General features: G+C 73.2%; 12 protein-coding genes. 5 read left to right on the plus strand and 7 right to left on the minus strand.

Annotated features, from left to right (window positions below):
• Positions 1 to 13: 13 nt before the first annotated feature.
• On the plus strand, positions 14 to 514 hold the full coding sequence (locus tag ACWDBE_RS19685) for a MarR family winged helix-turn-helix transcriptional regulator (RefSeq protein ID WP_449788452.1): 501 nt from the start codon (positions 14 to 16) through the stop codon (positions 512 to 514).
• 23 nt (positions 515 to 537) lie between these two features.
• Here ACWDBE_RS19685 and ACWDBE_RS19690 read toward each other — a convergent pair whose 3' ends face one another.
• The gene (locus ACWDBE_RS19690) at positions 538 to 708 is read right to left on the minus strand and encodes a hypothetical protein (protein WP_449808646.1); all 171 of its coding nucleotides are present in this window, start codon (positions 706 to 708) and stop codon (positions 538 to 540) included.
• A gap of 171 nt (positions 709 to 879) precedes the next feature.
• On the opposite strand from ACWDBE_RS19690, the gene nth reads away from it, so the two are divergent.
• From nth to ACWDBE_RS19710, 4 genes are all read left to right on the plus strand, one after another.
• A complete protein-coding gene (gene nth, locus ACWDBE_RS19695) occupies positions 880 to 1,758 on the plus strand; it encodes an endonuclease III (protein WP_392868237.1) in 879 nt (292 codons plus the stop codon).
• Entirely contained in the window at positions 1,755 to 2,528 is a 774-nt protein-coding gene (locus tag ACWDBE_RS19700; RefSeq protein WP_449788450.1) for an NUDIX hydrolase, read from the plus strand. The genes nth and ACWDBE_RS19700 overlap by 4 nt, the downstream gene beginning before the upstream one ends.
• A gap of 46 nt (positions 2,529 to 2,574) precedes the next feature.
• Positions 2,575 to 3,762, plus strand: a complete 1,188-nt coding sequence (locus ACWDBE_RS19705; protein ID WP_449788449.1) for a MarP family serine protease — start codon at positions 2,575 to 2,577, stop codon at positions 3,760 to 3,762.
• A 233-nt stretch (positions 3,763 to 3,995) separates the two neighbouring features.
• Complete coding sequence (locus tag ACWDBE_RS19710; RefSeq protein WP_449788448.1) at positions 3,996 to 4,697, plus strand: metal-dependent hydrolase; 702 nt, start codon at positions 3,996 to 3,998, stop codon at positions 4,695 to 4,697.
• Between the two features lie 156 nt (positions 4,698 to 4,853).
• Here the strand turns inward: ACWDBE_RS19710 and ACWDBE_RS19715 are convergent, their stop codons facing one another.
• The 6 genes from ACWDBE_RS19715 to ACWDBE_RS19740 all read right to left on the minus strand — a co-directional run bounded on the left by ACWDBE_RS19715 (position 4,854) and on the right by ACWDBE_RS19740 (position 13,860).
• Positions 4,854 to 5,063 (minus strand): hypothetical protein, encoded by a 210-nt coding sequence (locus tag ACWDBE_RS19715; RefSeq protein WP_392868227.1) that lies wholly within the window; start codon positions 5,061 to 5,063, stop codon positions 4,854 to 4,856.
• 190 nt (positions 5,064 to 5,253) lie between these two features.
• Positions 5,254 to 6,369 (minus strand): alpha/beta fold hydrolase, encoded by a 1,116-nt coding sequence (locus tag ACWDBE_RS19720; RefSeq protein WP_449808647.1) that lies wholly within the window; start codon positions 6,367 to 6,369, stop codon positions 5,254 to 5,256.
• 281 nt (positions 6,370 to 6,650) lie between these two features.
• Complete coding sequence (locus tag ACWDBE_RS19725; RefSeq protein WP_449788446.1) at positions 6,651 to 7,127, minus strand: phage holin family protein; 477 nt, start codon at positions 7,125 to 7,127, stop codon at positions 6,651 to 6,653.
• A gap of 211 nt (positions 7,128 to 7,338) precedes the next feature.
• Entirely contained in the window at positions 7,339 to 8,838 is a 1,500-nt protein-coding gene (gene nhaA, locus ACWDBE_RS19730) for a Na+/H+ antiporter NhaA (RefSeq protein ID WP_449808648.1), read from the minus strand.
• 388 nt (positions 8,839 to 9,226) lie between these two features.
• Positions 9,227 to 11,185 carry an acetate--CoA ligase gene (gene acs / locus ACWDBE_RS19735; RefSeq protein WP_449808649.1) on the minus strand — a complete coding sequence of 653 codons (1,959 nt, stop codon included), beginning with the start codon at positions 11,183 to 11,185 and terminating at the stop codon, positions 9,227 to 9,229.
• 242 nt (positions 11,186 to 11,427) lie between these two features.
• Entirely contained in the window at positions 11,428 to 13,860 is a 2,433-nt protein-coding gene (locus ACWDBE_RS19740; protein ID WP_449788443.1) for a SulP family inorganic anion transporter, read from the minus strand.
• Positions 13,861 to 14,241: the final 381 nt, after the last annotated feature.

Below are 14,241 nucleotides of genomic sequence, written 5' to 3' on the forward strand. Positions count from 1 at the left end.
GGGAGCAGCACGCGTGGAGGACGTCGTCGCAGGTGTGCTGCGCCAGTGGGAGCGGGCCTACCCGGGGCTGGACACCGGCCCGATCGCCGTCCTCGGCCGGATCAACCGCTGCGCCGCGCTGCTCCAGCAGACCCCCGACCCGCTCACCCGGGCCGGCCTCACCCGCGCCGAGTTCGACATCCTCGGCGCCTTGCTCCGCCTCGACCGCGAGCTGACCCCCACCCAGCTGGCCCGGGAGAGCTTCGCCTCCGGCGCCGCCGTCACCAAGCGGCTGCGGCTGCTGGAGGAGCGCGGCCTGGTCAGCCGCCGCACCGACGACCGGGACCGCAGGGTCGCCCACCTCGCGCTCACCGAGCAGGGCCGGACGCTGGTGGACGGACTGATCCAGGAACTCGTCGCCTACGACCGCGCCCTGCTCGCCGGCCTCACCCCCGCCGAGCAGGACCGGCTCGCCGAGGCCCTCAGCGGGCTGCTGAACAGCCTCGAGGGGACGATCGGCCGCACCGTGGGCTGAGCCGCCGAGGGGGTGACGAGGCGTCAACGGCGCCGCCGCGGCACTGGCGGTGCCCGGGCGTCCTCGCCGGGGAGACCGAGCGCGCGGGCGGCGAACGCGGCGCGCAGGCGGGCGTGGTGCACCGGTCCGGTGTCACCGGCCTCCGGGACGGCGACGAGCTCCGCGTCCTCCTCGTACGCGAGGAGGACCGTCAACGCGCCGCGCACCACGCCGTGGCCCTCCGCCGGCAGGACCCCGGTCCTCCGCGCACTCCCCCTCACAGGTGACGGCCGCGGGCGGAGTTCATCGGACAACAGGCCTTGCCAGGGCCGGTTTCCGTGCTTGATCGGCCACGAGCGGTCCGCCGGTCGGCGTAGCCTTCGTGCATGGCAGAGAGCAAGGTCCGGAAGGCCGCGGCGAAGAAGCCGGTGGCGAAGAAGGCGGCGGTGAAGCCGAGGAAGCCGGAATCGCACCTGGCGATGGTGCGTCGGGCCCGGAGGATCAACCGCGAACTGGCGGAGCTGTACCCGTACGCGCATCCCGAGCTGGACTTCGAGAACCCCTTCCAGCTGCTGGTGGCCACCGTGCTGTCGGCGCAGACCACCGACCTGCGGGTGAACCAGACCACCCCGGCGCTGTTCGCGAAGTACCCGACGCCGGAGGACATGGCGGCGGCGAACCCGGAGGAGCTGGAGGAGATCATCCGCCCGACCGGCTTCTTCAGGAACAAGGCGAAGTCGCTGCTGGGCCTCTCGATAGCGCTGCGCGACGAGTTCGGCGGCGAGGTCCCGGGCCGCCTGGCCGACCTGGTGACCCTGCCGGGCGTCGGCCGCAAGACCGCCAACGTCGTCCTCGGCAACGCCTTCGGTGTTCCCGGCATCACCGTGGACACCCACTTCGGGCGGCTGGCCCGACGGTTCGGCTGGACCACCGAGGAGGACCCGGTGAAGGTCGAGGCGGCCGTCGCCGAGATCTTCCCGAAGTCGGAGTGGACGATGCTCTCGCACCGGGTGGTCTTCCACGGCCGCCGGATCTGCCACTCCCAGAAGCCCGCCTGCGGCGCGTGCCCGATCGCGCCGCTCTGCCCCTCGTACGGCGAGGGGGAGACCGACCCGGAGAAGGCACGCAAACTGTTGAAGTACGAGATGGGCGGCCAGCCAGGGCAGCGGCTGCGGCCGCCGGCCGACTTCCCCGGTGAGGCGGCCGCCCGCGCGGACGCCGCCGTCCACCAGGGACGGGTCGCGGACCTGGCGGTGGACGCGTGAGCGGGCGGTGCGGGCACCCCGGGCCGGAAGCCGGGGGAGTCGCGCGGGGCATCGAGCCGGACGGGCTGCCGGCCTGGCTGGAGCCGGTCCGTGTGGCGGCCGAGCGGGTGCTGCCGGAGCAGCTGAGCCGCTTCCTGCCACCGGCCGAGGGCGGCCGTCCGGCGGCCGTGCTGATGCTGTTCGGCGAGGGGCCCCAAGGGCCGGACCTGCTGTTGATCGAGAGGGCCCGTTCGTTGCGCTCGCATGCCGGGCAGCCGTCCTTCCCGGGCGGTGTGCTGGACCCGGAGGACGGCGATCCGAACGGCCCGGGCCCGATCGCGGCGGCGCTGCGCGAGGCCTGGGAGGAGACCGGACTGGACCCGGCCGGGGTGCAGGTGTTCGCGGAGCTGCCCCGGCTGTACATCCCGGTGAGCAGCTTCGTGGTGACCCCGGTGCTCGGCTGGTGGCGCGAGGAGACGCCGGTGCGCCCGGTGGACACGGCCGAGACCGGCGCGGTGTTCCGGGTCCCCATCACGGAGCTGGCCGACCCGGCGAACCGGGTGCGGCTGCGCCAGCCGTCCGGGCACCTCGGCCCGGCCTTCTCGGTCGCCGGGCGGCTGGTCTGGGGCTTCACCGCCGGGGTGATCGACCGGGTGCTGCACCACAGCGGCCTGGAGCTGCCCTGGGACCCGTCCCGGATCGTCGACCTCCCGGACGACGCGCTGGCGCTGGTCCGGGGCGACCTCGAACACTCCCGGGTGCTGCCGGGCGGCGAAGCCGACGCTTCGTGACCGGCCGTCGGCGCGTCCGGCGCGCGGACCGTGGGAGGGTGTCCGAGTGAACGTCCTGGATGGGCTGCTGATCGCCGCGGCCGTGGCATTCGCCGTGTCGGGCTACCGGCAGGGCTTCGTGGTCGGCGTGCTCTCACTGGTCGGCTTCCTCGGCGGCGGCCTGCTCGCCGTCGAGCTGCTGCCGCTGCTGGTGCTCGACCACATCGGCCCCGGCACCACGGCCTCGGTGGTGGCGGTCGTGGTGGTGATCGTCCTCGCCGCGATCGGCCAGGCGATCACCGCGCACTACGGCTGGAAGCTGCGCGGGCACATCGGGCGGCGCCCGGCCAGGGTGCTGGACGCGAGCGGCGGCGCGGTGGTGAACGTCGTCTCGATGCTGCTGGTGGCCTGGCTGATCGGCTCGGCGCTGGCCGGGGCGTCCCTTCCGACGGTCTCCCGGCAGGTCCGCTCCTCGGCGGTCCTCGGCGGAGTGCAGAACGCGCTGCCCGACGACGCGCCGAACTGGTTCTCGGACTTCTCCAAGGTGCTCGCCCGCAACGGCTTCCCGCAGGTCTTCAACCCCTTCGAGCACGAGCCGATCACCCAGGTCGACAGCCCCGACCCCGCGCTGGCCGCCAGCCCGGCGGTGGCCCGGGCCCGGCAGAGCCTGGTCAAGGTGGTCGGCACCGCGACCTCCTGCGGCAAGACCCTCGAGGGCAGCGGCTTCGTCTTCGCCCCGCACCGGGTGATGACCAACGCCCACGTGGTCGGCGGGGTCAACGAGCCGACCGTGCAGATCGGCGGCGTCGGGCAGCTGTACGACGCGACGGTGGTCCGCTACGACTGGCAGCGCGACATCGCCGTCCTGGACGTGCCCAAGCTGAACGCGCCCGCGCTGGCCTTCGCGGGCGAGGCGAAGACCAACGACAGCGCGATCGTGGCGGGCTTCCCGGAGAACGGCGCCTTCAACGTCCAGCCGGCCCGCATCCGCGGCCGGATCCAGGCCAACGGCCCGGACATCTACCACCGCGGGCAGGTGGTCCGCGACGTCTACTCGGTGCGCTCGGTGGTCCGGCAGGGCAACAGCGGCGGCCCGTTGCTCACCCCGGACGGCGAGGTGTACGGCGTGGTCTTCGCCAAGTCCCTGGACAGCGCGGACACCGGCTACGTGCTGACCGCGTCCGAGGTGCGCGAGGACGTCGAGCAGGGCGGCGCCGCGACCGCCCGGGTGGACACCCAGGGCTGCGCGCTCTGACCGGGCGGGGGCGGGGAGGGTGCGGGAGCGGCCGGGGAGGGTGCGGGCCCGGCCCCGGGAGTGGCCGGGGAGGGTACGGGCCCGGCTCCGGGAGCGGCCGGCGGGCGCGCCGGGCCGGACCGTCCGATATCCGTCGCTCCGTCAGGTGGCCCTGGTAGCGTCGGCCGCGCTCACCCGTTCGGCTCAACCGGGCGCCGTCCCGGTGTGGGCCGACGGGAGGGACCGGCAGTCCGATGATGGGTCATTCGCACGCGGTGAGCGGGGCGATGCTGTACGCCGCCTCGGCCCCCTTCCTGCCCCCGCTGCTGCTGCACACCACGCTGCAGCCGGCGGACATACTGATGGGTACGGTGCTGTGCGCGGGCGCGGCCCTGCTGCCCGACCTCGACCACCACGACGGCTCGATCGCCAACTTCCTCGGGCCGGTCTCCAAGGTGCTCTGCCGCTTCGTGGCCTGGATCTCCGGCGGCCACCGGCACGCCACCCACTCGCTGCTGTTCGTCGCGCTGATGGGCGGCGGGACCTGGGCAGGGGTCACCTACCTGGGCCGCAACTTCACCCTCGGGATGACCTTCTTCCTGCTGGCGCTTGCGATCCGGGCCCTGCGGCTCTGCCCGCCGGGCGACGGACCGGAGGCGTGGATCACCGTCATCGGCCTGGCCGCGCTCGGCACCTTCGGGATGAACACCTGGATGCCCAACTCGCCCGGCTGGCTGCCGTACGCGGTGGGCCTGGGCACGCTGGCGCACCTGCTCGGCGACTGCCTGACCAAGAAGGGCGCACCGCTGCTCTGGCCGCACAAGGAGCGCTACGAGATCGTGCTGATCAAGCGCAGCGGCAACAGCGTCGAGACCAAGGTGCTGGTGCCGATCATGTCGGTGGCGACCTTCGTCCTGCTCTGGTTCACCGCGCTGTCGCCGACGATCGTCAACTGAACGGGGAGCCGGGCGGGGCGCTCGGCCTGTGGGCGGCCGGTGCGTGCGGCCCGGTGTGGGCGGCCCGGCGCTTGTGGCCGGCGCGTTCGGCCGGTGCATGTGGCCGGGTGCGTTCGGCCCGTGCGTTCGGGCCGTGGACGGATGCGGCGCGAGGCCTCAGGTCTCGCGCCGCAGTCGTGCGCCCACCCAGCGGGCGCGCCGGCCGAGGATGCGGGGGATGCCGAGCTGCCGCCGCTCCGAGCGCTGACGGCCGTCGGGGCCGTCGAAGCCGAGGTCGTCCGCCCGGTCAGGACGGTGGGCGGAGCGCTGGGGGCTGTTGTGACGTCGGCCGCGCGGGGCGCCGCCGCTTTCGGGCATCCAACTCATACCGGAATGGATGCCCCTGGGCCGGTGGAGGTAACCGCCCGGGCTTCGCCGAAATTGGCCTATGCGGTTGTCATATGAGCGACAAAGTAAGGGAGTTGGGGCCAAGGACCCTTCCGCCCGACCGCACGTACGGCCGTGTCCGGCCCCGTGTCGGGCTCCGTGCCCGGCCCGTCGCCGACTCCGTGCCGGGTCACTCCTTGTGGCGGCCGACCCAGTCCAGCAGCTCGGCGGTGAACTCCTCCGGCGCCTCCTCGTGCGGGAAGTGCCCGACCCCCGGCAGCAGCCGCCAGCGGTACGGCGCCGCGACGTACTCGCCGCCGCCGAGCGCGGTGTGCGACAGCAGCACCGGGTCCGCCGCGCCCTGGACGTGCAGGGTCGGCGCGGTGATCGGCTTCTTCATCCGCCGGGCGAACTGGATGCCGTCCGGCCGGGCCATCGAGCGCAGCAGCCAGCGGTACGGCTCGATCGAGCAGTGCGCGGTGCTGGGAATCTGGATCGCCTGCCGGTACGCGCGCACCGCGGCCTCGTCCAGACCGTTCGGGCCGGTCCAGGACGTCAGGTAGTGGCCGACCAGCTCGGCGTCGTCGGCCACCAGACGGCGTTCGGGTATCCACGGCCGCTGGAAGCCCAGCACGTGCTCGAAGGCGGCGAACTGCCGGCGGTCGGTCAGCAGCGCCCGGCGCAGGTCCCTCGGGTGCGCTGCGGAGACCACGGTGAGGCTCTGGAGGACGGACGGTCGCATCACCGCCGCCACCCAGGCCAGGGTGCCGCCGGAGGCGTGCCCGACCAGGTGGGCCCGGCGCTCGCCGAGCGAGCGGATCACCCCGGTGATGTCCAGGGCGAGGTTGCCCGGGTCGTACCCGCGCGGGGTGCGGTCGCTGCCGCCGATGCCGCGCAGGTCGAGCGCCACCGCGCGGTAGCCGGCCTCGGCGAGCGCGGTCAGCTGGTGCCGCCAGGCCCACCAGTACTCGGGCCAGCCGTGCACCAGCAGCACCAGCGGGCCGGAGCCCAGCTCGGCGATGTGGAAGCGGGCGCCGTTGGCCGCGAGGTCGCGGTGCGTCCACGGGCCGGGCTGCCGGATGCTCCAGGCCTCGTCGCCGTCCGCCGGGGACCCGGCGGATGCCGCCGCGCGGGGCTCCCGGTCGGGCTCCCGCGCGGGTGCCAGGCCGATGCCCTCGGGTGTGCCCTTGGGGGCGGCGCCGGGCTCGTCGGGGTCGACGGAGCCCTCGGGGGTGAGTCCGGCGTCGGAGTCGGGGCCGGAGTCGGCGGACGGCTGCGCGGGCACGGGCTTCTGGTCAAGCGGCATACCGAGAGCGTGTCACATCCGCGGGCCCGACACGTGCCCGGCACTCGCTGTCGGCGGGTTCGGTGCCTTCGGTGCTTGTCGATGCGGGGCCGCTGGGGCCGTCGGGGCTGCTGGGGCCCCGGCCGCCTCGGCGGGCCCGGGGTGTCCGGGGCGTCCGGGGGAGCCGAGGCCGACGTGCCGACGGTCCAGCAGGTGCCGGGCCGTCGGTGCGCCGGTTTGCCGGTGCGCGCTGTACCGGTGCGTCGTTGGGCCCGGTGTGTCGGTAGGCCGGGCCGGGTCGGTTACGGGATGCGGCCGAAGGCCCGGTCGATCTCCTCCTGGGTGGCCGGGCGCGGCCGGGCGTTCTTCAGCACGTCGGCGGTCTTCTGGGCGCCCTCGATGGTGCGGACCGGCTTCTCGATCTTCTTGAACGAGCGCCAGGCCAGCATCCCGAGCAGCACCGCGAGGAGCAGGTAGGCGCCCGCCACGACCAGGAACGACCAGCCCAGCGACAGGCCCAGCGCGTGGATGCCGAAGGCCGCCGCGGCGCTCAGCATCGGGATGGAGAACAGCGCCACCACGCCGGCGACGGTCAGCGAGACGCCGCCGGAGACGCCGCGCTTGACGTCCGCCCGGATCTCGGCCTTGGCGAGCGCGATCTCGTCGTGGACCAGCGCGGACAGGTCGGCGGTGGCCGCCGCGAACAGCTGCCCCACCGAACGCTCGCCCTCGTAGGGCACCCGGCCGTTGCTGGACGGGTCTGCGGCTCCTGTGGGCATCAGCTGTTCTCCTCTGCGGCTGTGCGGCGTGACGCCGCCGCGGGTAGCGGTTCCGGGGCCGGTGGGGAGTCCCGGAGGCGTCTGTGGGTTGTCGACAGCTCAGAATCATGCCCCTACCGGTCAGTCGGACACCACTCCGGGGCCCCGCGGGAGGGACGTGTCCCGGCGGCGGGGGGCTTCCGGGCGCCTTCGCCGGGAGCCTGCGGGCGCCTCAGTCGGGCTGTCCGGGGCGGCCCCGGTAACCGGAGCCGGAGCTCGGGTCGGAGGCGGAGCCCGGGTCGGCGCCGGAGCGCGGGTCGGAGGCGTGGCCGGAGTCGGGGCTCGGGTCGGGGCTCGGGTCGGGGCCGGGGCTGTGTTCCTCGCCGGCCCGGTGGGTGAACTCACCGACCCGCGCCCGCCAGGCCGGGTCGTCCTCCTGGTAGATGTCCGGGATGCCGTCCCCGTCCACGTCGCGGTCCTCCTCCTCGCACAGTGCGCGGTAGTGCCGGTTGCGCAGCTTCAGCAGCACCGTGGCGACCACCGCGGAGAGCACCGAACCGACCAGCACGGCCGTCTTGGCCCGGGCGGCGAGCGCCGGGTCGTCCGGGAACGCCAGCTCGCTGATCAGCAGCGAGACGGTGAAACCTATGCCCGCGAGCACCGAGACCGCGACCATGTCGGCCCACTTGAGCTGCGGGTTCAGCTCGGCCCTGGTGAACCGGGCGGTCAGCCAGGCGCCGCCGAGCACGCCTATCGACTTGCCGACCAGCAGACCGATCACGATGCCGAGCGGGGCGGCCTGGGTGAACACCTCGCGCAGCTTCGGTCCGGAGACGGCCACCCCGGCCGAGAACAGCGCGAACACCGGGACGGCCAGGCCGGCCGAGAGCGGGCGGACCAGGTGCTCGATGTGCTCGCCGGGGGAGTGCTGCTCGTCGCCCTCCCGGTGGCAGCGCAGCATCAGGCCCATCGCGACGCCCGCCACCGTGGCGTGGACGCCGCTCTCGTGCATCAGCGCCCAGGTCACGAAGGCCAGCGGTACGAAGAGGTACCAGCCGTGGACACCGCGCCGGTGCAGGAACCAGAACAGCACCAGGCCGGCGAAGGCGAGGCCGAGCGCCCAGAACTTGATGCCGTGGCTGTAGAAGATTGCGATGATCAGGATCGCGATCAGGTCGTCGACCACCGCCAGGGTGAGCAGGAAGGCGCGCAGCGGGGAGGGCAGGTGGCTGCCGACCACGGCCAGTACCCCGAGTGCGAAGGCGATGTCGGTGGCGGTCGGGATCGCCCAGCCACCGGGATGCCCGCCGCTGCCGGAGTTCACCAGGACGTAGAGGATCGCGGGCAGCGCCACCCCGCAGACGGCGGCGATGACGGGCAGCAGCGCGGCGCTGGGCGTGCGCAGCTCACCCGCGACGAACTCGCGCTTGAGCTCGATCCCGGCGACGAAGAAGAAGATCGTCAGCAGGCCGTCCTTGGCCCAGGTGGCCAGGGAGAGGTCGAGGTGGAGCGGGGTGGAGGGGCCGACGGTGTAGTCGAGCACGCTCTGGTAGGCCTGAGGCCAGGCGTTGGCCCAGATCAGTGCGACGACGGCGGCGCCCAGCAGCAGCATGCCGCCGACCGTCTCGGTGCGCAGGGCGTCGGTGATGAAGGTTCGCTCGGGTAGTGACAGCCGACCGAGGAACTGCCGGCGGCGGGTCGTCGGCTCGTGGACGGGCGGCTGATCGGTCACGCGGGACCTCCTGGGACTGGGAGCGGCAACGGATGCACGGGTGGTGCAGTTGCCGACCAGACTTCCCGGCGCGCCCTGTGACGCCCGTGACTCCTGTCAAGGGTCTTGATGCGTCCTTAATAGTCTAGCGGGACGTTTGGGTGACATCCGGATTGTCTTACTAAAGGACTTAAACCCTGTGGACTGGTTCTGCACCCCGGGGCGCAGCAGTCACGGGGGGTGGTGACGTAACGGCTGACGGATCCGGCTCTGGGAAACGGCTGCGGTAACGGCTACGGGAGACAGCTGCGGGAAACGCCTGCGGGAAACGGCTGTGCCCCGGGCGGTGGTTGCCGCCCGGGGCACAGCCGTTGTCTCAAGGGGCTCGGCCGTCACCGGCCGGGTGGGTTCAGCCGTTGCCGTTGTCCGAGGACGGCAGCTGGGCCTGGATCTGGCTCATCACCGTGCTGTCGGCCAGGGTGGTGGTGTCACCGACCTCGCGGCCCTCGGCGATGTCGCGCAACAGGCGGCGCATGATCTTGCCGGAGCGGGTCTTCGGCAGCTCGCCGACCACCTTGATCTGCTTCGGCTTGGCGATCGGTCCGAGTGTGCGGCCGACGTGCGCCCGCAGTTCCTCGACCAGCTCGGGGCTGTCGGCGACGCCGCCGCGCAGAATCACGAAGGCGACGATGGCCTGACCGGTGGTGGCGTCGGTCGCGCCGACCACGGCGGACTCGGCCACGGACGGGTGGCCGACCAGGGCCGACTCGACCTCGGTGGTGGAGATGTTGTGGCCCGAGACGAGCATGACGTCGTCCACCCGGCCCAGCAGCCAGATGTCCCCGTCCTCGTCCTTCTTGGCGCCGTCACCGGCGAAGTAGCGGCCCTCGAAGCGCGACCAGTAGGTGTCGATGTAGCGCTGGTCGTCGCCCCAGATGGTGCGGAGCATGGACGGCCACGGCTCGGTGAGCACGAGGTAACCGCCGGAGCCGTTCGGCACCTCGACGGCGTTGTCGTCCACCACGGTGGCCGCGATGCCCGGCAGGGCGCGCTGGGCCGAGCCCGGCTTGGTCTCGGTGACGCCCGGCAGCGGGCTGATCATGATGGCGCCGGTCTCGGTCTGCCACCAGGTGTCCACGATCGGGCACCGGCCGCCGCCGATGTGCTCGCGGTACCAGACCCATGCCTCCGGGTTGATCGGCTCGCCGACGCTGCCCAGCACGCGCAGCGAGGACAGGTCGAACTTCGCGGGGATGTCGTCGCCCCACTTCATGAAGGTGCGGATCGCCGTCGGCGCGGTGTAGAGGATGGTCACGCCGTACTTCTGGACGATCTCCCAGAACCGGCCCTGGTGCGGGGTGTCCGGGGTGCCCTCGTAGATGACCTGGGTGGCGCCGTTGGAGAGCGGGCCGTAGACGATGTACGAGTGGCCGGTGACCCAGCCGATGTCGGCGGTGCACCAGTAGACGTCGGTCTCCGGCTTGAGGTCGAAGACCGCGTGGTGGGTGTAGCTGGCCTGGGTGAGGTAGCCGCCCGAGGTGTGCAGGATGCCCTTGGGCTTACCGGTGGTGCCCGAGGTGTAGAGGATGAACAGCGGGTGCTCGGCGTCGTGCGCCTCGGGGGTGTGCTCGGTGGACTGGCGCGCGGTGATCTCGTGCCACCAGACGTCGCGGCCCTCGGTCCACGGGGTGTCCTGCCCGGTGCGGCGGACCACCAGGACGTGCTCGACGCCGTCGGCCTTGGTGAGTGCTTCGTCGATGGCCGGCTTGAGGGCGGAGGGCTTGCCGCGGCGGTAGCCGCCGTCGGCGGTGATGACGAGCTTGGCCTGGGCGTCCTGGATGCGGGAGGCGACGGCGTCGGAGGAGAAGCCGCCGAAGACCACCGAGTGGGTGGCGCCGATCCGGGCACAGGCGAGCATCGCGATGACCGCCTCGGCGATCATCGGCAGGTAGACGGCGACCCGGTCGCCCTTGCGGACGCCGAGTTCCAGCAGCGCGTTGGCCGCCTGCGAGACCTCGTCCTTGAGCTGGGCGTAGGTGATCGAACGGCCGTCGCCGGGCTCGCCCTCGAAGTGGATGGCGACCCGGTCACCCAGGCCGTTCTCCACGTGGCGGTCGACGCAGTTGTACGCGACGTTGAGCTTGCCGTCGGCGAACCACTTGGCGAAGGGCGGGTTGGACCAGTCGAGGGTCTCGGTCGGCTCGACGGCCCAGGCGAGGCGGCGGGCCTGCTCGGCCCAGAAGCCCAGACGGTCCTCGGAGGCCTGCGCGTACGCGGCCGCGGTGACGTTGGCGGCTGCGGCGAGCTCTGCCGGCGGGGCGAAGCGCCGCTCCTCCTTGAGCAGGTTGGCCAGGCTCTCGTTGCTCAACGCGCACTCCTCATCGAGTCATGATCGGGGGCGATCCCGTGCGTGGGGATTGTCCCGTGTGTCCCAGCGCACAGCTCACCAGGCGAACGGGGCAGTTGACAAGAGGCTCCTGGGAATTGGTGTAGACCTTTGATCGGCGGTCGACCGACCTCCGGTGCGGTCCGCCGGGGAGGACCGGACGACCGCGCGGGGGCGGGTGGGCCCGTGCCCCGGCCCGCCCGGCGGGGACACGGGCCCGGCTCTCAGGCAGCCAGCCGGGGGTCCGCCTCACCACCCTCGACCGGAACCCGATCGTCCTCATTCACCCGTTCGGCCGATGCCGCGTTCGGTCGGACGCCGGGGTCGGTTCCGATCGGAGCCTCGGCGGGGCGTTCGATCGCGTTCGGATGCTTTCCGGGGTGGGCCTCGACCGGGCTGAACGTCCCGGCGGCCCGGTCCAGGACGTAGGCCTGGGCCGTCGCGAAGTCGAAGTACATCCCGACCAGCCGCAGGGTGCCCTCCTCGACCCGGCGCTCGACCGCCGGGTTCGCCATCAACTGGTCCAACTGCTGGACCACGTTGGTGATGCAGAGCTGCTCCACGACGTCCACCACGGGCCGGGAGGCGAACTCCGCCGGGACGCGTCGGAGCCGGTCCAGCGAGCCGCGGCCGTTGCGCAGCCAGCGGGCCAGCGGGGTGGGCGGCCCGGGGCGCTCGTGCACGCCGTCCAACAGGGCCTGCATCGCACCGCAGCCGGAGTGGCCGCAGACCGTGATCGACCGCACCTCCAGCACCTCGACCGCGTACTGCACCGCGGCGGCCACCGAGTCGTCCGCCGCGCCGGGTTCGTGCGGGGCCGGCACCAGGTTGCCCACGTTGCGCACGGTGAACAGGTCGCCCGGACCGCTGTTGGTGATCATGCTGGTGACCATCCGGGAGTCCGCGCAGGTCAGGAAGAGCTGGGAGGGCGTCTGCCCCTCGCGCGCCAGCCGGGCGAGTTCCGGCCGGATCAGCGGGGCGGTGTGCAGCTGGAACACCCGGACGCCGTCCAGCAGCCGGCCGTGCGGGTCCTCCTGCTGCTCGATGCAGTGGTGGCCGACCCAGGGCGTCCAGGCCCGGCAGCGGTGCGGGCCCGGTGAACTGCCCGCGCGCACGGTGCCGTCCGGGTCGAGCACCTCGTCGTCCTGGCGGCGCGTCACCAGTGAGACCCGGCCGCCCGTGTCCTGGTGCCCGGCCCGCCAGGTGTGCAGCGTCTCGTACGCGGCGTGGTCCAGGAAGGAGCCGTCGTGGACCACGGTGACCTCGGCTCCGGCCGGGATGCCGGCCAGCGCCCGGCCGAGCCTGGGCACGGTGGTGAAGGTGAGCGGGCCGTGGGTGTGGACGGTGACCGTGCCGCCGGGGCCGGTCTCCACGTCCACGTGGGCGCGGGTCAGCCGGTAGAGGGCGAGCAGCATGGCGGTGCCGGCGCCGATCGCGACGCCCCACAGCACGCCGGCGGCCACCACGCCGAGCACGGTGATCAGGTAGACGGGGAACTCGCGGTGCCGGTGCACCTTTCGGATGTGCGCGAAATCCACCATCTGCAGCCCGACCGCCAGCACCAACGCGGCGAGCGCGGCCAGCGGGATCCGGCGCAGCCCGCCGGTCAGCGCCAGCGCGGCGGCCAGCACCCAGACGCCGTGCAGTACCGAGGACCACCTGGTCTGGCCGCCGGCCCGTACGTTGGCGGTGCCGCGCACCGCGCCGCCGGCGACCGGCAGCCCGCCGACCAGGCCGCTCGCCAGGTTCGCGAGGCCCTGGCCGCGCAGTTCGCGGTCGAGGTCGCCGGTGCGGCGGGCCATCCGGTCGATCGCGACGGCGGACAGCAGCGACTCCACGCTGGCGACCGCGGTGACGGTGAGGACGGCGGCGAGCAGCCCCAGCACCGGGCCGTGCGGCAGCGCGGGCAGGAACGCCTGCGGCCGCCAGGCGGGCAGTTCGATCCGGGCGAGCCGCAGGTCCAGGGTGAACACGAGCGCGGTGGCCAGCGCGACCCCGGCCAGCGGACCGGGCACCTTGGCCAGCCGGGCACCGAACTCGCCCGCGCGGCCCGGCAGTCGGCCGAGCCGGGGCCAGCCGAGCAGGACGGCCACCGTCACCGCGCCGGCCAGCAGCGCCGGCGGGTGCGGGCCGGCCAACTGCCCGGGAAGGGCCAGGAGGTTGGCGATCGTGGAGCTCTGCGGCGAGCCGCCGAGGACGACGTGCAGCTGCGCGACGGCGATGGTGATCCCGACGCCGGCCAGCATGCCGTGCACGATCGCGGGCGAGACGGCGAGCGCCGTCCGGGCCACCCGGCGTGCGCCGAGCAGGAGTTGGAGCAGGCCGGCAGCGACGGTGACGGCGCAGGTGGCCCGCCAGCCGTACTGGGCGATCAGCCCGGCGGTGATCACCGTCAGCGCCGCGGAGGGACCGCTGACCTGGAGCGGTGTGCCGCCGAACAGCCCGGCGACGATCCCGCCCACGGCCGCGGCGGCCAGTCCGGCGGTGAGCGGGGCGCCGGTGGCGAGCGCGATGCCGAGGGAGAACGGCACGGCGATCAGGAAGACCACGAGGGAGGCGGAGAGGTCCTGGGCCCAGCGGATCCGGGGGCCGGGGCCCGGCGGTGCGTGGTCGGTGGTGTCGGAGGCGATGGGGGCACTGGAGATGTCGAGGGTCATTGTCTTCCCGTCTGTCCGGGGGAGCGAACGCAGTCAGGTCCGGCGGTGAGTCCGGGGGTGGGGCTCCGGGGCGGATCGGCTGTCGTGGGCGCGACGGTGTGGCGGGATGGCGTGGGCGCGGCGGGGGAGTGCGGGCGCCACCGGCCGGCGTTGACCATCAGGCCCGCCAGGACTCCGGGCGAGGTGCGGGACGTCTCACCGGGGCCGCCGGACGAACCATCAAGACTCGGTAAACCGAGGGTAATGAAAGCTTTGCACAGCGTGGTTCCGGGAGGGAAGCGGAAAACCCCCTGGTTCACTCCAATGGGTGGTGGCCGAACGGTCGGGAATCTGCTGGTGGCGGTGGGTCGGCCGGCCTCGGGAGCGGGCGGCGCGTGGACG

This window comes from Kitasatospora sp. NPDC001132 (assembly GCF_053598415.1).